Genomic DNA, 23501 nt, shown 5'->3' with positions numbered 1-23501 from the left:
CCCGGGGGCGGGACGGACACCCTGGTCGGGGACACGCTCGGCCGCCGTACGTTCATGACCACCGCGGCCCTGCCCGGCGCCGTACCGGTGACCGGCGCCGCCACTTCCGCGTCCGCGCCCGCTTCCACACCGGCGCCCCCGCCGGGGTCCGCGCGCGACCGCAGCGGGCAGCGGCCCCCGTACGCCCGCCAGTCGCCGCCCGCGGAGCCGGACTTCGGCCCGCACGTGAAGGTCTTCGGCCCGGACACGCCGGTCGGGCAGGTCCAGGCCGCCCTGGACGCGGCCGCGGTCGGCGGCGGCCGGAGCGCCTTGCTGTTCAGGCCGGGCCGCTACGCCGTGGACGTACGGCTCGGGCCCCGCACGTCCGTGGCCGGCCTCGGCGCGCACCCGGACGACGTGACGATCGACGGCACGGTGCGGGCCGCGGACCAGCGCGGGCCGGGCTGCGGCGACCGCGCGGCCACCGACTCGTGGCGCGCCGCGGAGAACCTCGCGATCCTGCCCGCCGGCGGCACCCAGCGGTGGGAGGTCTCCCCCGCCGCGCCGCTGCGCCGGGTGCACGTCCGCGGCCGGCTCCTGCTCTGCCCGGGGCCGGGCGGCGCCTCCGATGACGGGTTCATCGCCGACTCGGTGGTGGACGGGGAGGTGCTCGACACCGCGCGGCAGTGCTCGCTCACCCGGGACAGCCGGGTCGGCGGCTGGACGGACCCGGCCGGGCGGCAGGTCTTCGCCGGCGTCGAGGGAGCGCCCGCGCCGACCTCCCCCGGCCCGCCGCACACGCTGGGCACGACTCCGCAGGTCACGCCGCCGGGCGGCCCGCTCAGTCGCGAGAAGCCGTTCCTCTACGTCGACGAGGGTGGCCGGTACCGGGTGTTCCTGCCGGCGCTGCGGCACGGCGCGGTCGGCGCGAGCTGGGCCGGCGGCAGCACCCCGGGCTCGTCGGTGCCGATCGACCGGTTCTTCGTGGCCCGGCCCTCCGACTCGGTGCGCACCCTCAACAAGGAGCTGTCGCAAGGACGTCACCTGCTGCTGACGCCCGGCTGCTACGAACTGGGCGACACCCTCAAGGTCAAGTGGGCCGGCACGGTGGTGCTGGGGCTCGGCCATGTGACGCTCACCCCGCGCCAGGGCGTGGTGTCGATGACGGTCGCGGACGCGCGCAGGGTGCGGATCGCGGGGCTACGGTTCGACGCGGACGCGGCCGACGCGGACGCGGCCGACGCGGACGCGGCCGACGCGATCGTGCTGCTGGAGATCGGCGCCCGGCGGGGCGGACGCAGCGACCCGCGCGACCCGGCGTCCGTGCAGGACGTGTGCTTCCGGATCGGCGACGCCGGCCGGGCGGCCACCGCGCTCGTCGTGAACAGCGACCATGTGCTGCTCGACCACGTCCGGGTGTGGCGCGCCGGACCCGGCGCCGGCGAGGACCGGGTCACCGGCGGCGCGGCGGCCGACGTGGTGGTCAACGGCGACGACGTGCGGGCCACCGGCCTGTTCGTGGCGCGTTTCCGGACGTCCGGCGTGGCGTGGAACGGCGAGGGTGGGCGCTCGCTCACGGGTACCGGCTGACCGGCGGCCCGCCGGACGGGCCGATGTGATCGACCACGTGATCAACGGTGCCGTGGCCCACCCGGGCACCGGCACCCGCGCCGGTGAACCTGGTGAGGTGCCCGGCGCGTTGACACGTGGCCCATGGGGGTGAGGGGGCCGTTGCCCGGGTGGGCCACGGCCCCCTCACGGTTGTACGGCGAAGGCCGCGCCCGCGGTTCGGGCGGCCGGACGTGACGGCGCTCCGCCCGTACCGACGATCTGACGTTCCGACGGTCTGCCGTTCCGACGAGCCGTCGTTGCGACGATCGGATGTTCTGAAGCGCCGGCATTTCGACAAGCCGCTGTTCCGACGATCCGAACTTCCCATGATGCGAAGGGTTCTCCGGCAGGCGATCGACGGCGGCACTCATCCCACGTAGGATGTCCGATGTTCGGCGATCACGTGGCGGCGGTGTCGCGCGCACGCCGGCCCGGACCCCGGGGAGGGATCGGTGGACGCACTCACCTCGCGGACGCTGCGCGGCATCTGGTCGCCGACGCTGCTGCCGCTCGACGCGGACGACGCGATCGACTTCGGCCGCCTGGAGGAATCGCTGGAGGCGGTGCTCGGCTCGGGCGTGCACGGCGTCTACACCAACGGCACCGCGGGCGAGTTCCACACCCTGGACGAGGGCGAGTACGACCGCCTGCACGCGCTGGTGGCCGCGCGCTGCGCCGCGGCCGGGGTGCCGTACCAGCTCGGCGCGAGCCACCCCGGCGGGCGGCTGTCGCTGGACCGGGTTCGCCGGGCGGCGGCGCTGCGGCCGGGCGCGATCCAGGTGGTGCTGCCGGACTGGCTGCCGCTCCGGCCCGGTGAAGTGGTCGCCGCGCTGCGCGGGTTCGCCGCCGCCGCGGACGGGGTGCCGCTGGTGCTGTACAACCCGCCGTACGCGAAGACGCAGGTCACGCCGGCGCTGCTGGCGCGGATCGGCGAAGAGGTACCGCAGGTGGTCGGGTTGAAGGTGCCAGCGGTGGAGGTCGCTCAGGGCCTGACCGACCGCTTCGCGGTGTTCGTGGCGGGCCACACGCTGGCGTCCGGCCGCCGCGGCGGCGCCGCCGGGTCGTACTCGAACGTCGCCTGCATGAGTCCGGCCGGTGCGGTGCGCTGGTATGCGCAGATGGCCGCGGACCCGCGGGGCGCGGCGGACGTGGAGGCGCGGCTGCGCGGCTTCCTCGACCGCCATGTGGCGCCGCTCGCGGCCGACGGCTACAGCGATCCGGCGCTGGACAAGACGCTGTGCGCAGTGGGCGGTTGGTCCCGCACCGGCACCCGGGTGCGGTGGCCGCACCGCTGGGTGCCGGCGGAGCAAGTGCCCGCGCTGCGGGAGGCGGCGCTGGCCACGGTGCCCGAACTCCTCGCCCACCCGCTGGACGCGAGATGAGCCCAACCGCCCTCGGCACGCGCGCAACGCGGCCAGGCGGTCACGACGTTCACGCCCCGACCCGGAGCGCGTACGTCAACGCGCCGTCGCGGATGGCGAATCGGCCGCACCGCTGGGTGCCGGCGGAGCAAGTGCCCGCGCTGCGGGAGGCGGCGCTGGCCACGGTGCCCGAACTCCTCGCCCACCCGCTGGACGCGAGATGAGCCCAACCGCCCTCGGCACGCGCGCAACGCGGCCAGGCGGTCGCAACGTTCACGCCCCGACCCGGAGCGCGTACGTCAACAGGCCGCCGTGGAAGGCGAGTCGGCCGTATGAAGCACTGACGCGCGGAAGGGCTGCGTTTTCCGCGGCCATCCAGCGGCCACCGGCGATCCCGTACGCCTGGTGGACGGCGGGGCCGGACCGCCCGCGTACCGCCACCACCGCCTCGGCATCCGGCGCGGCACCCGCTCCGGTGCCCCTCCTTCGGCTCGGCCGCCTTGTCACGCGGAGCGGCGTCCTGCACGGGCGGCCCGGCGCCCGGCATCCCCGGACGGTCAAGTGAAGGTAAAATCACGGCAATTGGTCTAGTCCCTTTTCATCTGCGGCAACGCGCGCGGCCCTGCCCGCCGCGCGCCGATTGGTACAGTCCAATTGTTCGTCCGACCCATTGCCGCTCGACAGCGGCCTCGGCTGTCCTGGCTGTGCGATACCCCGACAGTGCGGTGCGGAACGGGAGTCACGCCGTTCCACGCCGCCCTGGGCATCCCCCCACCCCCAAGGAGAGCCGTGTTCACAGGACTCAGAACGCCCAGACCTGTCCGCCGGGCGGCGCGGTTACGCGCCCGGCTGGTCACCGGACTCACCGCCCTGGCCCTCTCGATGGCCGGGCTCGTCGGGCTCAACACCCCCGCCGCGCACGCCGCCGGCGCGCTCACCGCGGAGTTCAGCAGCACCGGCAGCGGCTCGTCGTGGTCCGGCAGCTATGTCGTCAAGAACGGCTCCTCGGCCGCGGTCAACGGCTGGAGCCTGGAGTTCGACCTCCCGGCCGGTGTCACGATCACCGGCGAGACCAACGGCACCAGTTCGGTCACCGGTTCCCATGTCGTCGTCACGCCCGCCTACTACAACGCGACGATCCCGGCGAACGGGTCCACGTATCCGTACAGCTACACGTTCCAGGCCTCGGGCCCGCTCGGCACGCCGACGGGGTGCCTGATCAACGGCGACAAGTGCGACGGCAGCCCGGCGGTGCCCCCGAAGGCGCCGACCGGGGTCGCGGTCGCCGACGCCACCGCGCACACGGTGAGCCTGAAGTGGACCGCGGCGGCCACCGGAGACTTCCCCGTGGCGTCCTACGACGTGCTGCGAGGCAACACCGTCGTGGCCTCCAGCGCCACCACCACGGCGACCGTGCCGAACCTGTCCCCGGCGACGTCGTACCAGTTCACGGTGCGGGCGAAGGACTCCCGCGGCAACACCGGGCCGGCCAGCGACCCGGTCACCGCGACCACCTTCGACCCGTCCACCGACACCGTCCCGCCGACCGCTCCGGGCAACCTGCGGGCCGGCACCGTCACCTCCAGCACCGTCCAGCTGTCCTGGGACGCGGCGACCGACAACATCCGCGTCGCCGCCTACGACGTCTACCAGGGCTCGACGCTCGCCGCGACCGTGCCCGCCGACACCCGCACCACCACCCTGGTCGGGCTCGCGCCCGCCACCGCCTACACCTTCACCGTGAAGGCCCGTGACCTGGCCGACAACGTCTCGCCGGCCGGCAACGCGGTCACCGTCACCACCCTGGAGGCCGTGGGCAACGGCGGTTACGCCAAGGTCGGTTACTTCGTGCAGTGGGGCATCTACGGCCGCCAGTACTTCGTGAAGAACCTCGACACCTCGGGCGCCGCCGGCAAGCTCGACGTCATCAACTACGCGTTCGGCAACATCGACCCGACCAACCTCACCTGCCTCAACGGCGTGACCAAGGGCACCACTGCCGACCCGGAGGACCCGAACCAGGGTGACGGCGCCGGGGACGCGGACGCCGACTACGGCCGGGCGTTCCCCGCCTCGCAGTCCGTCAACGGCCAGGCGGACGACGGCTGGGGCAAGCTGCGCGGCAACTTCAACCAGCTCAAGGAGCTCAAGGCCAAGTACCCGAACCTGAAGGTGGTGATGTCGCTCGGCGGCTGGACGTACTCCAAGTACTTCTCCGACGTGGCCGCCACCGACGCCTCCCGCAAGAAGTTCGTCCAGTCCTGCATCGACATGTACATCAAGGGCAACCTGCCGGAGACCGAGGGCGCCGGCGGCCCGGGCGTCGCCGCGGGCATCTTCGACGGCTTCGACCTCGACTGGGAGTGGCCCGGTTCCCCGGACGGCCACCCCGGCAACCACTGGAGCACCGCCGACAAGGCCAACTTCACCGCGCTGATCGCCGAGTTCCGCACCGAACTCGACGCGCTCGGCGGCGACCACAAACTGCTCACCGCCTTCACCCCGGCCGACCCCAAGAAGATCGACGCCGGCTGGGACCTGCCGCAGGTGTCGAAGAACCTGGACATCGAGAACATCCAGGGCTACGACTTCCACGGCTCGGGCAGCGACAACTCGTGGGAGCCGAACCGCACCGGTGACCAGGCCAACCTCTACCCCGACCCCAACTCGCCCTACCCGAACGACTTCAGCGTCGACAGCGCGGTGCAGACGTACCTCGACGCCGGCGTCAGCCCGCGCAAGCTCACCATCGGCCTCCCCTTCTACGGCAGAGGCTGGCAACAGGTGACCGGCGGCGGCGCGAACGGCGAGTGGCAGAGCGCCAACGGCGCCGCGCCCGGCCAGTTCGCCGAGGAGGCCGGCACCCGCGGCTACAACAACCTGGTCACCAGCGTGCCGGGGCTGACCGTCCACCACAACGACCAGACCGTGGCGACCTACGGCTACACCGGCGAGGGCGGCCAGTGGTGGTCCTTCGACGACGCCTGGTCGATCGGCAAGAAGGCCGCGTACATCAAGTCCAAACACCTCCTGGGCGCGATGATCTGGGAGATGTCCGGCGACACCCCCGACGGTTCGCTGCTCAACACCCTCAACACGGGGCTGCAGAACTGACGGCGGCACCCTGAACGGAGCGCACACCTGCTGGGGCCGTCCGGGAGCGCACCCGGGCGGCCCCGGCGGCTGGAGCCTCCGCCACCGGGCAGAAACTGGCAGGACTGCCAATTGACACGGCCGACACGTTCGCTAGGCTGGGCGCCGTGTCCGCCGCACCCACCGAAGCCGCGTCCGAACCCGGACTGCGGGAGCGCAAGAAGGAGCAGACCCGCCACGAGCTGCGCCGGAGCGCGGCCCGGCTCTTCGCCGTGCACGGATTCGCGGGCACCACGATCGCCGACATCGCCGCGGCCGCCAACGTCTCCGAGCGCACCTTCTTCCGCTACTTCGACAGCAAGGAGGCGCTCCTGCTGCCCGACGGGGTGGAACTGCTCGCCCGGGTGGAGGCGGAGCTGGCGGACCGGCCGGTCGAGGAGCCGCCGCTCGACGCGGTGTGCGGGGCGCTGCTGGCGGCGGCCGACGCCTTCGGCGCCAGCGGCCTGAGCGCGCTCACCCACCCGCTGGAGGGCACCGAGTCCCTGGTGATGGCGCGGCTGGTGCAGGAGTTCGTCCACTTCGAGGACCGGCTCGCCGCGCTCGTCGAGCGGCGGCTGCCGGCCGGCCTGCCTGATCGCGATCTGCGCGCGGCCGTTCTGGCCGGCGCCGCGCTGTCCGCCGCCCGCGCGGTGCTGCGTACCCAGCGCGGCCGGCGTGCGGCCGGCACCGCGGAACCCACCACAGCCAGGCTGCTGCCCGAGGCCCTGGCCCTGCTCGCCCACCTCCCCCGGATCGGAACCGCCGACGCATGACGCCCAGCGACGAGCCCCAAGTACGGCGCGCGGACGCCGAGGACGCGCCCGCGGGTGCGGAAGACGGCATATCCGGTGCGCCCGGTGCGCCTGGCGCACCCGAGGCGGCCATCGAACCCGGCAGCGCGCCCGCCGCGTCCACGGCACCGGATACGGGTGCCGATACGGATGCGGGCGACGCCGACCGCAACCCCGCAGACCGCAACCCCGACCCCGACCCCGACCCCGACGCGACGAAGCTGTGCGAGCCGGCCCCCGCCCTGCCGCGCCGCCGGTTCGGGCCGCGCCGCAAACCGCTGATCGTGGCCACCGCGGTGGTGGCAGGGCTGGCGTTGCTCGCCAGCGCCGCCGACCTGGTCCTCGCGCACACCGCGCGGGAGCGGATCGCCCGCGCGGCCGGCTGCAAGCTCAAGCCGACCGGCCCGGTGTCGGCGGACCTGTCCGGGAGCCTGGCCGGGCTGCGGCTGCTGACCGGCGACGTCGGCACCGTGCACATCCGCGCCGAGGACGTACGGCGTGACGGCCTGGACCTGTCCGTCGCCGCCGACCTGCACGAGGTGACCACCAAGGGCACCATGAGCGGCGGCACCGCCACGGCCACCATCTCCTACGACGAGTTGGGCAAGCGGCTGAACCGCAAGGGGGCCGGGCTGCGGCCGGAGTCCGACGGCCACGGCGGGCTGGTGCTCACCGGCACCCTCGTGGGCATCCCGCTGCCGGTGACCGTGCACACCTCCATCAGCACCAGCAAGGACGCGATCACCGTCACGCCCACCGACGTCGACGTGCTCGGCCGTACCCTCCCCGTCTCGCAGATGACGGGTGGTCAGGGCGGCTCCGCGCTCGCCGCGAAGCTCGCCCCGCGCACCGTCAAGGCCCCCGAACTTCCGCCGGGCGTCGCCCTGACCGGGGCGCGTACGGACTCCCACGGCCTCGGGTTGATGCTGGCCCTGCCGGCGAGCGTGTCCTCGGGTGCCTCGAAAGGGTGCGCCGCGTAACGACCTTGACACGTCACTCGACCGGCCGATCGCCGCTGCCTAGGATGGCGGCTGCCCCCGATGTCGCTCGGCGGCGGTAGTTGCGCAGGGATCAGCAATGTCGTGAGGGGCCCATGCCATCCGGAGACGTGTCGCCCAGTCCCCCGATCGATGTGACGGTGCCGAGTGTCGCCCGCATGTACGACTACCTCCTGGACGGCAAGGACAACTACCCTGCTGACCGCGGCGCCACCGAGGAGCTGCTGGAGCAGGTGCCGAGCATGAAGGTGCTCGCGCTGAACAACCGTCAGTTCCTGCGCCGCGTGGTGCGGGTGCTCGCCGAGGACTACGGCATAAGGCAGTTCGTCGACCACGGCTCCGGGCTGCCCACCCAGGACAACGTGCACGAGATCGCCCAGCGCGTCCACCCCGACGCCCGCGTGGTCTACGCGGACAACGACCCGATCGTGCTGGCGCACGGCCGGGTGCTGCTGGAGCAGAACGAGAACACCGCGGTCCTCCAGGCCGACTTCCGCGACACCGACAGCATCTGGGACAGCCCGGAGGTGCATCGGCTGATCGACCTGGCCGAGCCGGTCGCGGCGCTGTTCGTGTCGGTGCTGCACTGCGTGAAGGCCGTCGAGGACCCGGCCGGCATGGTGCACCGGGTGCGCGACCGGCTGCCTGCCGGCAGCTGCCTGGTGGTGTGCCAGCTGGTCAGCGACGACCCCGACGTACGGTGCGGCGTCAGCGAGTTCATGGACGAGTCGACCGGCGGCAACTGGGGCGAGGTGCGCGAGGAGAGCGACCTGCTGCGCTACCTGGACGGCACCGAGATCCTGCCGCCCGGGCTGGTGGAGGTCTCCACCTGGCGCGCCGACAACGAACTCGCGCTGGTCCAACCCAGCTACGAGTGGATCGAGTTCGGCGGCGTCGGCCGGGTGCGCTGACCGCTACTCGTAGCGGGTCAGTGCCTCCTCCAGCAGCAGCCGGCTCTCCGCCGGGGTCGCCGCCACCGCGCTGAGTTCGTCGAGTGCGGCCCGGTAGCGGTCCAGGTCCTCCAGCCGGTCGAGGTAGACCGCGCTGGTCATGTGCTCCAGGTAGACCACGTCCGGCAGGAAGCCCTGGGCGAAGCGCAGGTAGGTCACGGCCGCGCCCGGGGTCGCGGCGGCGCTCGCCTCGTAGGAGGCGACCTGGAGCCGCACCCCCGGCTGCCGCAACACTTCGAGCAGGTAGACGAGTTGGTCGCGCATCACCTGCCGCCCGCCGACCGGGCGGTGGAGCACGCCCTCGTCGATCAGCGCCCACAGCACCGGCGCGCCCGGCGCGTGCATCCGGCGCTGCCGCTCCAGCCGCAACTGGACCCGCTGCTCGACCTCGTCGGCCGGCGCCAGCCGATGGCCGCTGAGCACGACGGCCTGCGCGTAGGCGGGGGTCTGGAGCAGCCCGGGCACGAACTGGTTCTCGTAGGTGCGGATCACATGCGCGTCGCGCTCCAGGCCGATGAGCTGCTGCAGCCAGTCCGGCACCACCTCGCCGTAGGGCTGCCACCAGTCCGGGCGGGCGGAGCGCTCCACCATCGCGATGATCTGCCGCTGCTCGACCGGGTCGGCGCCGTACAGGGCCAACAGCTCTTCCACGTCACGGGACTTGAGGTTGACGTGGGCGGTCTCCATCCGGCTGATCTTGGAGGCGTGCGCGCGGATGTGGCGGCCGGCGACGACAGGGCTGATGGATTGGCTCTCCCGCAGCGCCCGCAGGTAGTTGCCGAGCACGCGGGCCATCGCCTTGGCACCCATGTCGGGGCGGCGTTCGAGAAGCTGTATGGGCGAGACGAGCTGCGGCGCGGCAGGCATACAGGCTCCCAACACAGTTACTGGACGGACCAGTATTGCACCGGATGGGCATTCGGGGCTGCCCGCCGGCGGCTACCGGCGCGCAGTTCCGTAGGTCACCGTCGCGGGCCGCCGGCCTCAGCCGATGTACCCGTCGAAGTCGCCGTCCTTGGCGCCCTCGACGAACGCGGTGATCTCCGCGCGGGTGTAGACGAGCGCGGGCCCGTCCGGATGGCGCGAGTTGCGCATCGCCACGCTGCCGTCCGGTAGCGCGGCCACCTCGACGCAATTGCCGCTCTGGTTGCTGCGCGCGCTCTTGGTCCAGCGGACCCCGGAAATCGAACTGGCCTGCACACCGTTCTCGAATTGCTGCACTTGGCATCGCTCCTTCGTCGGCCGGGCGGCACTTGGCTACGCTGGCGCACCAGGGGCCACGGCAGTTGCCGAAACACCCTGGGTGCACGTGCTGTTGCAATTTCCGATGCAATTGCAACGGTGTCACTCAAGTCACGGTACTGTCGGTCCGACGCGGTGTCGACACATGCGTGAGCGGCTCCCCCTCGGGGTATGGATTACTGCCGTTTTCGAGACGTTGCAGCTCAGGGGGCCGCAATGTCCCGATCGCCATCGGCCCGCGCGTGCGCGGCAGTTGCACGACCGTACGGGGGTCGTACAACTGCCGCGCATCAACCGCTCGCTCGCGTCCGGTCGGCTCCGGATCTCCGGTTACACTCACGCGCCCCGGCACCCCGGCGGCTCAGGCGTCCCAGGAACTCGGACGACCCGGACGACCCCGACCGCCGCGCGTTTCACGCGGCCCGACGCACCTCGATCAGCAGCGCCTGGCCGGGGTTGAGCGTCGGCATCGGCACTCCGGCCCGCACGAGCACCGCACCCGGCATCCGCACCCAGTCCGTCAGCGCCTCGGTCAGCCAGGCGGGCCCGGACGTCTGGTGCAGCGACGGCAGGCCGAGCTCGGTCCGCACCCGAACCTGGTAACTCCCGTCGGCGGCCAGCCCGGGCAACGGCACCCGGCCGTACTGGCCTTCGGCGGACGTGGCGGTACGCGCCCAGCAGTACAGCGCCGCCGAGCCGTCGAGCGCGACGACGCCGTGCAGCAGCCGCGCCTCGCGGTCCGGGTCGTCCGGCGCGGTCAGGTCCGCGCGGACGCTGCGACCGCCGTGCAGCAGCGGCCGCAACTCCCGGTACATCGCCGTCCACGCGGTGATCCGCGCCAACTCCTCGTCCGTGCACGCCGTCAGGTCCTGCTCGATGCCGGCATGCCCGAACAGCGCCGTCGCCAGCCGGAACGAGTCCGCCGTCGCCCGGTGCGTGGTGTGCGCGGGCGAGGGACCCAGGTGCGCGCCGACCAGCTCCGGCGGCAGCAACTGCCCCGTCCACCGCTGGATCGCCTGCCGCTCCACCGGGTCGTTGCAGTCCGACGCCCACACCCGGTCCGTCCGCGCGAGGATGCCCAGATCCACCCGGCCGCCGCCACTGGCGCAGCTCTCGATCTCCACCCCGGGATGACGCTCCTTCAGCTCGTCCAACAGCCGGTAGAGCGCCGTGACTTGGGCGTGCGCGACCGGGCGGTCATCCCGTCCGTGCACCGCCTCGTGCAGCTCGCGGTTGTGGTCCCACTTCAGGTACGCGATGGCGTTCTGCGACAGCAGCGCGTCCAACTTGCCCAGCAGATACGCCCACGCGTCGGGGTTGGTGATGTCCAGGACGTACTGGTTGCGGGCCGACGGGCCCAGCCCGGCCTTGGGGCCGAGCACCCAGTCCGGGTGCTCCCGGGCCAGATCGGAGTCGGGATTGACCATCTCCGGCTCGACCCACAGCCCGAACTCCAGCCCGCGCGCGCGGACATGGTCGATCAGCGGGGTCAGCCCCCGCGGCCACACCACCGGGTCGACCCACCAGTCCCCCAGGCCGGCGTTGTCCGAGCGGCGGCCGGCGAACCAGCCGTCGTCCAGCACGAACCGCTCGACCCCGACCTCGGCGGCCTTGTCGACCAGCCGCAGCAGCCGCTCCAGATCGTGGTCGAAGTACACCGCCTCCCAGCTGTTGAGCACCAGCGGACGCGGCGCGACCGGATGCTGCGGGCGCGCCCGCAGCAGGGTGTGGAACCGGTCGGCCAGACCGTCAAGACCGTCGGCGGACCAGGCGTACCAGCTCACCGGCGTGCGATACGCCTCCCCCGGCGCGAGCCGGACCTCGCCCGCCCGCAGCAGCTCGCCGCCGCCCAGCGCGGCCGCGTGCACGCCCGCGCCCTCCGGCAACTGCTCCACCAGGAACCGCTGGTCACCGCTCCACCCCACGTGCACCCCCCACACCTCGCCGGACCGGAACCCGAACCCGGGCGTCCCCACCGTCAGCAGATACGGCGAGTCCAGCCCCGGCTTGCCCCGCCGCACCTCCCGCGCATACGTGCCATGCCCCAACGGGCGCCGCTGCGGGCTCCGTTCACGGCTCCACTTACCGGTGAAGTCGAGGATCTCGGCCGCCCGCCGGGGCACCGGCAGCAGCGTCACCGCCTGCGCGAGGTCGTACGGCGCCGCCTCGGCGCCACCGTCGGACGCGCCGGCACGGCGGGTCAGCTCCGCATGGACCCCCAGCACCCCCGACGGCTCCAGGCGATACGTCACCGCCACGTCGAGGCCGGCCCCCGCGTCCGCCAGCGCGATCCGCACCTCGCCCCCGCCGTCCGGGTCCTCGCGGTGCTCGACACCGGACAGGGCCAGCCGCGGCGCACCCGCGCCCCCGGCCAGGTGGCCGTGGTGCGCCGGCGTACCCGACCACCCGTCCGCCTCGGTCGGCCACACCGTGAAGCGCCGCTCCACATCCAGCGCGTTGTTCAGGATCGCGGGCTCGGCCGTCAGGCTCAACGCCGCCCAGTCCGCGCCGCTCAGCTCACCGAGGTCGGCCCCCCAGTGCAGAACTCGGGGCACCGGCTCCGTCAGCTCCACGACAAAACTCGTACCGGCAGCGCGCAGGGCGACGATCCGCGCCGAAGTGCTGGGCATACAAAGGTCCTTCCGGAAACCGGGGTTCAAGGGTCGGGGGTCGGAGGTTCGGGCACCCGGAACTCCGGGAGCCGGGGTTCCGGGAGCCGGGGTTCCGGGAGCCGGGGTTCCGGGAGCCGAACCGCCGCGATGGCCCGGCCGGGCGGCCGGGCCATCGCTCGTTCGTATCAGACGCCGCTGTACGGACCGGGTACGGCACGGCTCAGCCGGTCCGTCCGTGGCTCAGAGCGTGATCTTGTCGATGTCGGAGGAGTAGTCGGTGGGGTTGCCGAAGCCGATGGTGTTCGTGCCCGCCTTGAGGTGCACCGGGACCGTCACGGACTGCGCGGCGCCCCAGTCGTTGTCGTTGGTGCCGGCCAGCGGGAGCTGGAAGGAGGCGCCGTTGACGGTGATCACGGCCGTGCGGCCCGAGGAGCCGTCGACGTAGTCGACCCGCATCAGGTAGGTGCCGTCGGCGGGCGCGGTCACGCCGTTGAAGGTCAGCGTGTTGCCGGTGCCGCCGAGGTTGCCGACCTTCTTGCCGCCGGAGCAGCCCGCGCAGTCCGCGACGCTCGCGCCGCCCGCGAGGGTGTTGCCGGGCGCCTCGGCCTCGTAGGCCACCGGTCCGGCGGCGGACGGCGTGGTGACCGCGACCGCCTTGCTGGGCGCGGAGGTTCGGCCGTGCGCGTCGTGGGCGACGACGGTGAAGGAGTGGCCGCTGCCGGCCGCGAGACCGCGGACGGTCGCGGTGGTGGCGCCGGCGCCGCTGGTGGTGGCGGCCTTCCGGCCGTCGGCGTAGACGGTGTAGCCGGTCGCGGCGGAGCGGCCCGCGTTCACCGCGTCCCAGGAGAGCGAGACGCTGGTCGCCGTGGAGGCGGTGCCGTGCACGGCGAGCGGGGTGCCCGGGCCGTTGCCGGCGTTCTTCGGGGTGATCGTGAACAGCCGCGAGCCGTGCGCGGGCAGGTGCTCGGTGAGCCGGCCGGCGGCGGAGCCGAGGTCGCGGTGGCTCCACAGGTCGCGGACGGACGCCGTGCCGCCGATGCCCAGGTCGGAGAAGTCGGCGGTCACGTCGGCCGCGGCCGAGCCGAGGTTGAACAGCGCGACCGTGACACTGCCGTCGGCGTTGCGGACGTACCAGGTCTGCTGGTCGGTGGCCTGGCTGACCGGCTTGGCCGGGCGGCCGGCCTGGTCGACGGCGATGACCTCGTCGTTGGTGAGCAGCGACAGGCCGTACGAGTCGAGCTTGGTCAGGTCGTCACCGGTGTAGAGCGGCGCGGACTCGATCGCCCACAGCGTGGCGTAGCTCTGCCGTTCGGCGTCGGTGAGGCCGTCGAGCGCGCCGTCGCCGACGTCGAGGGAGTCGAGGTTGTTCCAGTGCCCGGGCCCGGCGTCGGGTATCCACTGCACGACGTCGTTCCAGCGCTGCTTGACCGAGTTGTTCCAGGTGGCGAGGGTGTCGCAGTAGCACTCGACGTCGGTGTCCACCCGCCAGCCGTTGGCGTTCTGCGTCCAGGTCGCGACATGGGGGTGGCTCAGCGACCAGGAGAGGGTGAGCTGGATGGGGCGGCCGGTGCGCTGGAGCGCGGCGTGCCACGCCTGGACGTCGGGGATGTTGTCGTGGGCGGCGTCGCCCTGCCCGGAGCCCGGGCCGACGCCGTCGATCTTGAGGAAGTCCACGCCCCAGGAGGCGAGTTCGTCGGCGACGGAGTCGATGTACTTCTCCGCGCAGGGGGTGGCGAAGTCCATCTGGTAGGACACGTTGTCCCAGCCGCTGGTCTTGCGCAGGTCCGGATAGACCAGGTCCTTGGTGGTGCAGCCGGGGGCGCCGTAGACCGGCGTCTTCCCGTCGTTGTACGCGTCGATGTACAGGCCGACCGCCAGGTAGACGCCGAACTTCAGCCCCTTCTTGTGGAGTTGGTCGCCGACGTACTTCATGCCGTGCGGGAACTTCGTGGCGTCGCCGACCGGACGGCCGTACGCGTCCGAGGTGTTGTGGCCGTCCGCGTCGACGTTCCAGCCGGCGTCCAGGTTGACGAAGTCGTAGCCGTGCGGCTTCAGCTTCGACGCCACCACGTCGGCCTGCTGCAGGACATGGGCCTCGGTCAGCCACGCCTCGCCGCCGTAGCCCGGCGCGCTGGTCGACTCCAGGCTCCAACTGCTCCATCCCATGTAGGGCTTGGCGGCGAGCACGGGTGCGGGCGCGGGCGCGGGCCGGGAAGCGGGCGCGGACGGGGACGCTGACGCGCTGGCGGGTACGGCGACGGCTGCCGCGAGGGCGGTGGCCGCGGTGACGGCGAGCAGCGGAAGAACGCGAGCGCGGGTGCGGGTGCCGCGGGTGCCCGAGCGCCGTGGGGGTCTTGCCGGACGGGTCATCGGTGTACTCCATCCCGGCCTCGCCGCGCGCGGGCGCGGTCGGCCGCCTCAAAGCGGAGAAGGGTTGGCCCGCGCCCGGAGCAGGTCCCACCGCCCGGGGCGCGGAGTGCGGCGAATCTAGCGATGGTTTCCTTCCGCCGTCAACATATTCGGCACCCCGCCTGCGGGGCGCCCTCCCCCCGGGCTGCCCCCCCTGCCGGTTCAGGGACCATCCGCCGGCGATGGGTTGCGCGCGCAGTTCCCCGCGCCCCTTGAGGGTTGCCCCTCTTCCACGGAAGGAGCCGCACGTACTCAGGGGCGCGTGGGGGTAGCTCCCAGGCCGAGTTCTGGGGGAGGACGGAGCGCGCAACAGGCCACCGGCCGGAGAGTCGGGAATCCGCCCCAACCACAACAGCGCGTAGCCGAAGGGACGCGGGGACCCACCGCCTCCGCAGGCCCACCGGGGGAACCCCGGACCCGCTCAAGCCCCGCAGGGACCTTCCTTCGTTTCCTTCGGAAATGTATCGTCTCGGTATGACGCTCGCCGACCAGCCGCCCGCGGCGTCCCTGGTCTTCCAGACCCTCCTGATCCACGGCCCGCTGACCCGCGCCGAAGTCGGCCGCAGGACCGGCCTGTCGCCGGGCGCGGTCACGAAGGTCGCCACCCCCCTGCTGGCCGACGGCTGGATCACGGAACTCGGCAGCCCGGCGGCAGCCGCTGAGCGTGGTTCCGGCCGCCCCGCCGTGCCGATCGCGGTCCGCGCGGGCCGGGCCCGCTTCGTCGGGGTGAAGGTCACCGGGGACGAGTTGATCGGCGTGCTCGCCGACCTGACCGCGCGGCCGCTGGCCAGCGGCCGCGCCGCGCTGCGCTCCCGCGACGTGGGCACCGTGGTCCTCGCGATCGCCCGCCTCGTCGCCCGGCTGCGCACCGACGCGGGCGCCGCGCGGGACGGTGACGTGCACAGCATCGGCGTCACCATCGCCGGGGACGTCGACGGCCGGACCGGCACCGTGCAGTACTCCCCCTTCCTCGACTGGCGCCGGGTGCCGCTCGCCCAGCTGGTGGAGACCGCGACGGGCACGCCGACCGTGATCGAGAACGACGTCCGCGCCCTCACCGTCGCCGAGCAGTGGTTCGGCGCGGGTGTCGGGCTCTCCTCGTTCGCGCTGGTCACCGTCGGCGCGGGTATCGGCTGCGGCCTGTCGATCGGCGGGCGGGTGGTGTCCGGGGCGCACGGGGTGTCGGGCGAGGTCGGCCACCTTCCGGTCGGTGGCACCGACCGGGTGTGCACCTGCGGCAACACCGGCTGCGTGGAGGCGGTCGCCTCCAGCCACGCGATCACCGAGCAGGCCCGGGAGGCGGCCGGCGACCCGGACCTCGGCCTGGCCGGCGCGGTGCGGCTCGCCCACGGCGGCCACCGCGAGGTACGCGCGGTCTTCGCCCGGGCCGGGCACGCGATGGGGCTCGCCCTCGCCTCGGTCGCCAACCTCGTCGGCCCCGAGCGGATCATCATCTCGGGCGAGGGCGTCTCCTCCTACGACCTGTACGAGGAGCAGATCCGGCAGACCTTCGCCGCCCACGCGTTCGGCGCCGCCGCCGACTGCGACCTCCTGGTCCGCCCGCTCCCCTTCGAGGAGTGGGCCCGCGGCGGCGCGGCGGTCGCCGCCCAACGCCTCTTCGCCCCGTCCAAGTAACGCGCACCCGCCCGACCAACCGACTGCCCGACCAACCGACCGATCACCCGACCGCCCCGGCTCAGGACGCGTTCGGCTCGGCCCGCAGCTCGCCCACCACGCGGAAGCGCTCCAGCACCGCCGGCGTCGCGTCGTCCACCGTGAAGCCGGGGTCGTCCAGGGCCGCCCGCATCTCCGCGCTGTGCCAGAACCGTTCGTGGCCGGCCCGCCATTGGGCGACGCTGGTGTACCCCTCCCCCTCGTCCATGGCGTGCGCGAGGTCGGTCCGCCCGAGCGGGACGACCCGTACGCCGGTCACCTCGATGACCGCGACCGGCCGGTCGTCCGAGTCGACGACCACCGCACGGTCCCCGACCTCCGGCAGCGCCTCCCCCTCGTGCGCGTAGTCGACGACCAGCCCGGTCGTCGAGGTCTTGGAGCCGTCGAGGATCGCCGCGACGAGCTGGTCGCGCAGCGGCCCGGGAAAGCCGAACTCGGCCTTCGGCATCGTCGCGAGGTCTGCGGGCGGCACGAAGTCGGGGGTCATACGGCCACGGTAGCGGCCGGTTCCGGGGACCGCGGCAGGGACGGCGCGGCCCCTCCCGGACGTCCGGGAGGGGCCGTAGTACGGGCGGGCGCCGGCGGAGGGTTACGCCTCGTCGCTGCGGACCAGCAGGACGGATACGTGCGCGGTCTTCGCGACGCCACGGCTCACGCTCGGGTGGAGCAGGGCGGAGATGCCGCTGTAGTGGCCGGGGCCTACCGCGATGAGGTCGCTGCCGAGCTCCTCGGCGCGCTCGGTGAGGATCGCGGCCAGCTCCTCGCGCAGGCCCTCGTCGACCTCGCCGTCCGCGGTGATCCCGTCGCCGCGCAGCCGCGCGACCGCCTCGTCCACGACGCGGCGGCTCTCCTCCTGCTCCTCGACCGGCACCACGGTGCTGGCGATCGCGCCGCCGATGACCTGCGAGGGACGGACGTGTATCACCTGGACCGCCGCACCGGTGAGCTTGGCGAGGGATGCCACGGCCTCGACCACGGCGGTGCCGTGGGACGAGCCGTCGACAGCGGCGAGGATGTTCTTGTACATGGGGTCCAACTTCCTTGTCCGTACGGGGTCTCGCGGTTCGGCGGGCCCTCCGCTTGGTTGAGCGGCCGGGTCCCTTGATCCATTCCCGTTCCCGGAGTGGCGTCGGCCACTCCTTGCGCGCGGCCAGACCGGTGGTCCCGGTCCTGACCGGAGAAGCCCGAGAGGCCCCCCGGGAAGCCCGCGAGAATCCCGCGAAGCCCTCGAACCGTCGGTTTTCGTCCGCGGGGCTCGACGGAGCGGCGGCGCACCCCTTGAATGAGAGGCGGGCCCGACCCGGCCCGGCAGGACGACGGTCGAACGACGACGAAGTCGGGATGACGATGGCGGAGATGGGTGCGCTCAAGCGGCGCCGGACGCTGCTGGAGCACGAATGGGCCCGGGTGGTGCCGCAGTTGCGGTCCGCCGGGCGCGGCTCGGCGGGCGGGCCGCCGGTGCGGGCGGAGGTCACGGAGTCGTGGGCGCGCTCGCTGCCGACCGTGGACCCGGGCCTGGAGAGCGCGCCGCCCGCCGCGGGCGGGGGCACCGCCGGGTGGCCGCGCTCCCCGCTGTACCGGCCGGTCACGGACCTGACCGACGAGCTGGTGAGCATCGCCGAGGACGCCGGTTTCGTCGCCGCGGTCACCGACGAGGCGGGCACCATCCTGTGGACCTGCGGCGGCCGGGTGATGCGGCGCCGCGCGGAACGGGTCAACTTCGCGCCCGGCGGCCGGTGGGACGAAGGCGCGATGGGCACGAACGCGCTGTCGCTGGCGCTGCGCAACGGCCACCCCAGCACCGTGTTCTCCGCCGAGCACCTGGTCGCGGCCCTGCACGGCTGGGTCTGCTACTGCGCGCCGATCCACGGCCCGGACGGCCGGGTGCTCGGCGTGCTCGACCTGTCCACCACCTGGGACCGTTCGCACCCGCTGGCGCTGCCGACCGTACGCACCCTGGCCACCGCGATCGAGGCGCGGCTGCGGGACAGGGCGGAGGCCGGGCAGGCGCCGCCGGGCGTGGAGCTGCGCTGCCTGGGCCCGGCGCGGGTGTCCCGGGCGGGCGCGCGGCTGCACCTGCCGCCACGGCAGGTGGAGATCCTGGCGCTGCTGGCGCTGGAGCCGGGAGGCTTCACCCCGGAGCGGCTGCGCGCGTCGCTGTACGGCGACCGGCCGGTGACCGCGTCCACCTTCAAGGCCGAGGTCTCGCATCTGCGACGCGCCCTGGACGGCGCGGTCGCCACGCGGACGTACGCGCTGACCGCGCCGGTGGTGTGCGACGCCGTCGAGGTGCTGGCGGCGCTGGACCGCGGTGACACCGGGACCGCGGTGGAGCGCTACCGCGGCCCGCTGCTGCCGCTGTCGGAGGCGCCGGGCGTGGTGGCCTGGCGCGAGCACCTGGAGGTGGTGGTACGCGAGGCGGTGCTGGCCGCGGCCCGCCCGGAGTACGCGCTGCGCTACGGCGAGCGGGCACCGTACGACACGGAGGTGCACGAGCACGCGCTGCGGCTGCTCGGACCGGGCGACGTGCGCCGCGGTATCGCGGTGAGCCGGATCGGCGCGTCCCGCCACTGACGGAGTACCGGCCGCCCGCGGGTGGGCGACACCGCCCCGGTCCACGCAGGCCGCCCGCCGACGAGCGCCGCGCCGTGTGAACGGCCGGTCCTACTTGAGCCGGGCCCGTTCGTCCCGCTCCCGACGCAGCCGCCGGACCCGGTCCTCGCGGCGCGGGTCGCTGAACCACCACCACGTGTACGCGGTCGTCGCGGCGGTCAGCACCATCAGGATCGCGACCCAGATGCCGAGCCTGGACCACGACTCGTGCCAGCGCCACCGCGAGTAGGCCAGGAACAACACGTCGAAGACGAGCGAACGCCCGCCTATGGAAAGCGACTTGCGCCATCTCAAAGACACCGGCGCACACTAGGCGGATTCAACTGGTCGTCGCAACACCTTGTACGCATGGAGGTGTTGGATGGTGCGTCGTCAGCAGGCAGCGGACCGGGCTCTGCGTCCAAAGCTGAGGTCTCCGGGGCATCCGAGGTATCAGCGTCATGTCGAGGCGGCGTTCTGGACGGAGATCGCCAAGGGCCTGCTGTCTGAGGAGGCCGCCGCCGTCATCGGCGTGGCGCCGGCGGTCGCGACGCGCTGGTACCGCCAGTGTGGCGGCATGCGACCGTTCGATTCGAAGCCGCCCTCGGGCAGGTACCTGTCGTTTTCCGAGCGGGAGGAGATCGCGTTGCTCAGGGCCCAGGGCAAGGGAGTGCGCGAGATCGCTCGAGACGTCGATCGTCATCCGGGCACGATCTCCCGGGAGTTGCGGCGCAACGCCGCCACAAGAAGTGGGAAGCTCGACTACCGGGCGTCGGTGGCGCAGTGGAAAGCAGCTATGGCGGCCCGGCGTCCGAAGACAGCGAAGTTGGCCGCCAATCCGAAGCTGCACGCCTACGTCCAGGAGAGGCTGTCCGGCCAGGTCACCACATCTGGCGGCATGCCGATCGCGGGACCTGTGACGGATTCGTGGACGGGGCGGAACAAGCCGCATCGCAAGGATCGTGCGTGGGTTCAGGCATGGAGTCCAGAGCAGATCGCGAACCGGATCAAGCTTGATTTCCCGGATGATGAATCCATGCGCATCAGTCACGAGGCGATCTACCAGGCCCTCTACATTCAGGGCCGCGGAGCGCTGAAACGCGAGCTCATCTTGTGTCTTCGGACCGGTCGCGCTCTGCGTGCGCCGCGGGCACGTTCACGGCGGAAGACCTGGGCGCACGTCACGCCAGAGGCGTTGATCAGCCAGAGGCCCGCCGAGGCCGAGGACCGCGCTGTCCCCGGCCACTGGGAAGGGGATTTGATCATCGGGCTGGGGCGTTCCGCGATCGGCACCGTTGTCGAGCGGTCGACCCGGTTCACCATGCTGGTTCATCTGCCCCGCGAAGAGGGATACGGCACGATCCCTCGAACGAAGAATGGCCCCGCACTTGCCGGCTACGGAGCGATCTCCATGAAGAAGGCACTCGCCAACACGATGTCGACGCTTCCCGAGCAGCTGACGCGGTCGCTGACATGGGACCGCGGCAAGGAAATGTCGGCACACACGCAGTTCAGGGTCGAGACCGGTATCCCCGTGTTCTTCGCCGATCCGCGCAGCCCATGGCAGCGAGGCACGAACGAGAATACCAACGGGCTCCTGCGCCAGTACTTTCCGAAGGGCACCGACCTCTCGCGCTGGTCCGCCGAAGAAATCGAAGCCGTTGCTCACGCGCTGAACACCAGACCCCGCAAGACACTTGGTTGGAGGACACCAGCCGAGGCGTTCAACGAGCAGGTACGGTTGCTCCAACAGACCGGTGTTGCAACGACCGGTTGAGTCCAGCCTATCCCTTCACTGCCTCTCCACGCCGCCTTTTCTTCGAACGCGGGGACGAAAGCGGTGGGAGCCCACGGAAGCCGGGCCCTGGCCTCTCCCGAGTCGACGGAGCGGGGGGCGGCCGTACGGCGGGGCCGGCCGTGCCAACCTTTCGCCAACCTCGGGCGGCCACAGTGGTCACGTCGTACCTCTGCGTACTCTCAGGAGCCCCGCCATGGTCTACGCGCAACCCGGCACCGAAGGCAGCATCGTCAACTACGCCGCACGTTATGACAACTTCATCGGGGGCGACTGGGTCGCGCCCGTCGAGGGCCAGTACTTCGACAACCCGTCACCGGTGACGGGGGAGACCTTCTGCCAGGTCGCCCGCTCCACCGCGCCGGACATCGAGGCCGCGCTGGACGCGGCGCACGCGGCGGCCGGCCCGTGGGGCCGTACGTCCACGACCGAGCGCGCGGTGATCCTCAACAAGATCGCCGACCGTATCGAGGAGAACCTGGAGAAGCTGGCGGTCGCCGAGACCTGGGAGAACGGCAAGCCGGTCCGGGAGACGCTCGCCGCGGACCTGCCGCTGGCGGTGGACCACTTCCGCTACTTCGCCGGCGCCATCCGGGCCCAGGAGGGCTCGATCGGCGAGATCGACGCGGACACGGTGGCGTACCACTACCACGAGCCGCTGGGCGTGGTCGGGCAGATCATCCCGTGGAACTTCCCCATCCTGATGGCGACCTGGAAGCTGGCACCGGCGCTGGCCGCGGGCAACTGCGTGGTGATCAAGCCGGCCGAGCAGACCCCTGCGAGCCTGCTGCTGGTGATGGAGCTGATCGCGGACCTGCTCCCGCCGGGCGTGATCAACGTCGTCAACGGCTTCGGCGTGGAGGCCGGCAAGCCGCTGGCGTCCAGCCCGCGGGTGGCGAAGGTGGCGTTCACCGGCGAGACCACCACCGGGCGGCTGATCATGCAGTACGCCAGCGAGAACATCATCCCGGTGACCCTGGAACTGGGCGGCAAGAGCCCCAACATCTTCCTGCCGGACGTGACGGCCGCCGACGACGACTACCTGGACAAGGCGGTCGAGGGCTTCGTGATGTTCGCGCTGAACCAGGGCGAGGTGTGCACCTGCCCGTCGCGCGCGCTGATCCACGCCGGGATCTACGACGAGTTCATGGCCCGCTGCCTGGAGCGCACCCGGGCGATCAAGGGCGGCGACCCGCTCGACCCGGCCACCATGCTCGGCGCGCAGGCCAGCAACGACCAGTACGAGAAGATCCTCTCCTACATCGACATCGGCCGGCAGGAAGGCGCGGAGGTACTGACCGGCGGCACCAAGCGCACCGTCGAGGGGCTGGAGAGCGGCTACTACATCGAGCCGACGATCTTCCGCGGCACCAACGACATGCGGATCTTCCAGGAGGAGATCTTCGGCCCGGTGGTGTCGGTGACCACCTTCGACTCCGTCGACGAGGCGCTGAAGCTCGCGAACGACACGCTCTACGGCCTCGGCGCCGGGGTGTGGACCCGCGACGGCAACACCGCCTACCGGATGGGCCGGGAGATCAAGGCCGGCCGGGTGTGGACCAACTGCTACCACGCGTATCCGGCGCACGCGGCGTTCGGCGGCTACAAGAACTCCGGGATCGGCCGGGAGAACCACAAGATGATGCTGGAGCACTACCAGCAGACGAAGAATCTTCTGGTGTCGTATTCGCCGAAGGCGCAGGGCTTCTTCTAACCCCCACGCGAAGGCCGCCCGACCTGGGCATATCCCAGGTCAGGCGGCCATGCAGAAGATCATCGCCGCCAGGGCGGGATAGTGCCTGTCCTCCCGAAATCTCCCACCGGTATCCCACCTCCGACCAGCCGTTCCGGACCGTTCCCGGTCCAAGACGGCTGGGAGTGAGGCACCTCGGCTTCCCTCCGCGCGCCCCACCGACCCATGGAATCTTCGATCAGACCGTTGGCATGGTCTTGCGCTCCGGTGATGAACTCGGCGTAGTAGCGGAACATGACCTCGATTCCCTGTCCTGCCCGACGGGCGCATTCAGCAGGGTCCACACCCTGAGAAGCCAGCCAGAACGAGATCCCGGCCGAGCGCAGATCGTAGGGGCGCTTCGCCCGAAGGACGGCATGCTCGTCGAGGTCCAGGGCTGCCTCTCGTGCTCTCGCCCACGTCAGTCCGTAGGCGCTGGGACCGATGTAACCGCCCGCCTCGTTGCGGGGACAGCGCCGTTGTCCGTCCATCCCTTCCCGGGGGCGCACAGGGGCCAGCCGTAAAAGCGCAAGGGCACTGCGGCTCGGGCCTACCCGTTCGTGCTTTTGCCCGTGCGGCCGGCGACGGTCGCTTAGGGTCTGCCTTGGCCGGGTACGACCAGC

At 72.3% G+C, this 23501-nt stretch carries 17 protein-coding genes; 10 read left to right on the top strand and 7 right to left on the bottom strand.

Annotation, left to right across the window (positions count from 1 at the left end; all coding sequences use genetic code 11):
• The first annotated feature begins 54 nt into the window (after positions 1-54).
• The 6 genes from OG370_RS39545 to OG370_RS39520 all read left to right on the top strand — a co-directional run bounded on the left by OG370_RS39545 (position 55) and on the right by OG370_RS39520 (position 8783).
• Positions 55-1569 (top strand): coagulation factor 5/8 type domain-containing protein, encoded by a 1515-nt coding sequence (locus OG370_RS39545; RefSeq protein WP_328473056.1) that lies wholly within the window; start codon positions 55-57, stop codon positions 1567-1569.
• A gap of 473 nt (positions 1570-2042) precedes the next feature.
• Positions 2043-2972: a dihydrodipicolinate synthase family protein gene (locus tag OG370_RS39540; protein ID WP_328473054.1), complete on the top strand. Its 930-nt coding sequence runs from the start codon at positions 2043-2045 to the stop codon at positions 2970-2972.
• Between the two features lie 768 nt (positions 2973-3740).
• Positions 3741-6065 carry a glycosyl hydrolase family 18 protein gene (locus tag OG370_RS39535; RefSeq protein WP_443060825.1) on the top strand — a complete coding sequence of 775 codons (2325 nt, stop codon included), beginning with the start codon at positions 3741-3743 and terminating at the stop codon, positions 6063-6065.
• A gap of 146 nt (positions 6066-6211) precedes the next feature.
• Positions 6212-6856, top strand: a complete 645-nt coding sequence (locus tag OG370_RS39530; protein ID WP_328473052.1) for a TetR family transcriptional regulator — start codon at positions 6212-6214, stop codon at positions 6854-6856.
• Positions 6853-7854 (top strand): LmeA family phospholipid-binding protein, encoded by a 1002-nt coding sequence (locus OG370_RS39525; protein ID WP_328473050.1) that lies wholly within the window; start codon positions 6853-6855, stop codon positions 7852-7854. Before OG370_RS39530 ends, OG370_RS39525 begins: the two co-directional genes overlap by 4 nt.
• Before the next feature lie 113 nt (positions 7855-7967).
• A complete protein-coding gene (locus OG370_RS39520; RefSeq protein ID WP_328473048.1) occupies positions 7968-8783 on the top strand; it encodes an SAM-dependent methyltransferase in 816 nt (271 codons plus the stop codon).
• A gap of 3 nt (positions 8784-8786) precedes the next feature.
• On the opposite strand, the gene OG370_RS39515 is transcribed toward OG370_RS39520, so the two are convergent.
• The 4 genes from OG370_RS39515 to OG370_RS39500 form a co-directional block, all read right to left on the bottom strand.
• On the bottom strand, positions 8787-9689 hold the full coding sequence (locus OG370_RS39515; protein WP_328473046.1) for a helix-turn-helix domain-containing protein: 903 nt from the start codon (positions 9687-9689) through the stop codon (positions 8787-8789).
• A gap of 117 nt (positions 9690-9806) precedes the next feature.
• Positions 9807-10043: a DUF397 domain-containing protein gene (locus OG370_RS39510; protein ID WP_328473044.1), complete on the bottom strand. Its 237-nt coding sequence runs from the start codon at positions 10041-10043 to the stop codon at positions 9807-9809.
• A 434-nt stretch (positions 10044-10477) separates the two neighbouring features.
• On the bottom strand, positions 10478-12694 hold the full coding sequence (locus OG370_RS39505) for an alpha-galactosidase (RefSeq protein ID WP_328473043.1): 2217 nt from the start codon (positions 12692-12694) through the stop codon (positions 10478-10480).
• A gap of 222 nt (positions 12695-12916) precedes the next feature.
• Positions 12917-15046 (bottom strand): fibronectin type III domain-containing protein, encoded by a 2130-nt coding sequence (locus OG370_RS39500; protein WP_328473041.1) that lies wholly within the window; start codon positions 15044-15046, stop codon positions 12917-12919.
• 513 nt (positions 15047-15559) lie between these two features.
• On the opposite strand from OG370_RS39500, the gene OG370_RS39495 reads away from it, so the two are divergent.
• Complete coding sequence (locus OG370_RS39495) at positions 15560-16720, top strand: ROK family transcriptional regulator (protein WP_328473039.1); 1161 nt, start codon at positions 15560-15562, stop codon at positions 16718-16720.
• Positions 16721-16781: 61 nt separating this feature from the next.
• On the opposite strand, the gene OG370_RS39490 is transcribed toward OG370_RS39495, so the two are convergent.
• Together OG370_RS39490 and OG370_RS39485 are read right to left on the bottom strand one after the other, a co-directional pair.
• The gene (locus tag OG370_RS39490; protein ID WP_328473037.1) at positions 16782-17246 is read right to left on the bottom strand and encodes an ASCH domain-containing protein; all 465 of its coding nucleotides are present in this window, start codon (positions 17244-17246) and stop codon (positions 16782-16784) included.
• A 102-nt stretch (positions 17247-17348) separates the two neighbouring features.
• A complete protein-coding gene (locus OG370_RS39485) occupies positions 17349-17786 on the bottom strand; it encodes a universal stress protein (protein ID WP_328473035.1) in 438 nt (145 codons plus the stop codon).
• Positions 17787-18100: 314 nt separating this feature from the next.
• Here OG370_RS39485 and OG370_RS39480 point away from each other — a divergent pair, with 314 nt between their 5' ends.
• Positions 18101-19333 carry a transcriptional regulator gene (locus OG370_RS39480; RefSeq protein ID WP_328473033.1) on the top strand — a complete coding sequence of 411 codons (1233 nt, stop codon included), beginning with the start codon at positions 18101-18103 and terminating at the stop codon, positions 19331-19333.
• Between the two features lie 90 nt (positions 19334-19423).
• Here OG370_RS39480 and OG370_RS39475 read toward each other — a convergent pair whose 3' ends face one another.
• Entirely contained in the window at positions 19424-19672 is a 249-nt protein-coding gene (locus OG370_RS39475; protein WP_328473031.1) for a hypothetical protein, read from the bottom strand.
• 61 nt (positions 19673-19733) lie between these two features.
• Between OG370_RS39475 and OG370_RS39470 the strand changes: the two genes are divergently transcribed.
• Both OG370_RS39470 and adh read left to right on the top strand, forming a co-directional pair.
• The gene (locus OG370_RS39470) at positions 19734-21128 is read left to right on the top strand and encodes an IS30 family transposase (RefSeq protein WP_328473029.1); all 1395 of its coding nucleotides are present in this window, start codon (positions 19734-19736) and stop codon (positions 21126-21128) included.
• 214 nt (positions 21129-21342) lie between these two features.
• Positions 21343-22860, top strand: coding sequence for an aldehyde dehydrogenase (adh, locus tag OG370_RS39465; RefSeq protein WP_328473026.1), 1518 nt, complete (start codon positions 21343-21345; stop codon positions 22858-22860).
• The last annotated feature ends 641 nt before the right edge of the window (positions 22861-23501 follow it).

It is taken from the genome of Streptomyces sp. NBC_00448, assembly GCF_036014115.1.
Classification (GTDB): Bacteria; Actinomycetota; Actinomycetes; order Streptomycetales; family Streptomycetaceae; genus Actinacidiphila.
This window is presented reverse-complemented; position numbering and strand designations above follow the sequence as displayed.

Coding starts and splice junctions, on each gene's coding strand:
- OG370_RS39525 (WP_328473050.1), top strand. CDS start 6,853: ATGACGCCCAGCGACGAGCCCCAAGTACGGCGCGCGGACGCCGAGGAC.
- OG370_RS39515 (WP_328473046.1), bottom strand. CDS start 9,689: ATGCCTGCCGCGCCGCAGCTCGTCTCGCCCATACAGCTTCTCGAACGC.
- OG370_RS39490 (WP_328473037.1), bottom strand. CDS start 17,246: ATGACCCCCGACTTCGTGCCGCCCGCAGACCTCGCGACGATGCCGAAG.
- OG370_RS39500 (WP_328473041.1), bottom strand. CDS start 15,046: ATGACCCGTCCGGCAAGACCCCCACGGCGCTCGGGCACCCGCGGCACC.
- OG370_RS39545 (WP_328473056.1), top strand. CDS start 55: ATGACCACCGCGGCCCTGCCCGGCGCCGTACCGGTGACCGGCGCCGCC.
- OG370_RS39470 (WP_328473029.1), top strand. CDS start 19,734: ATGGTGCGTCGTCAGCAGGCAGCGGACCGGGCTCTGCGTCCAAAGCTG.
- OG370_RS39520 (WP_328473048.1), top strand. CDS start 7,968: ATGCCATCCGGAGACGTGTCGCCCAGTCCCCCGATCGATGTGACGGTG.
- OG370_RS39505 (WP_328473043.1), bottom strand. CDS start 12,694: ATGCCCAGCACTTCGGCGCGGATCGTCGCCCTGCGCGCTGCCGGTACG.
- OG370_RS39480 (WP_328473033.1), top strand. CDS start 18,101: ATGACGATGGCGGAGATGGGTGCGCTCAAGCGGCGCCGGACGCTGCTG.
- OG370_RS39495 (WP_328473039.1), top strand. CDS start 15,560: ATGACGCTCGCCGACCAGCCGCCCGCGGCGTCCCTGGTCTTCCAGACC.
- OG370_RS39485 (WP_328473035.1), bottom strand. CDS start 17,786: ATGTACAAGAACATCCTCGCCGCTGTCGACGGCTCGTCCCACGGCACC.
- adh (WP_328473026.1), top strand. CDS start 21,343: ATGGTCTACGCGCAACCCGGCACCGAAGGCAGCATCGTCAACTACGCC.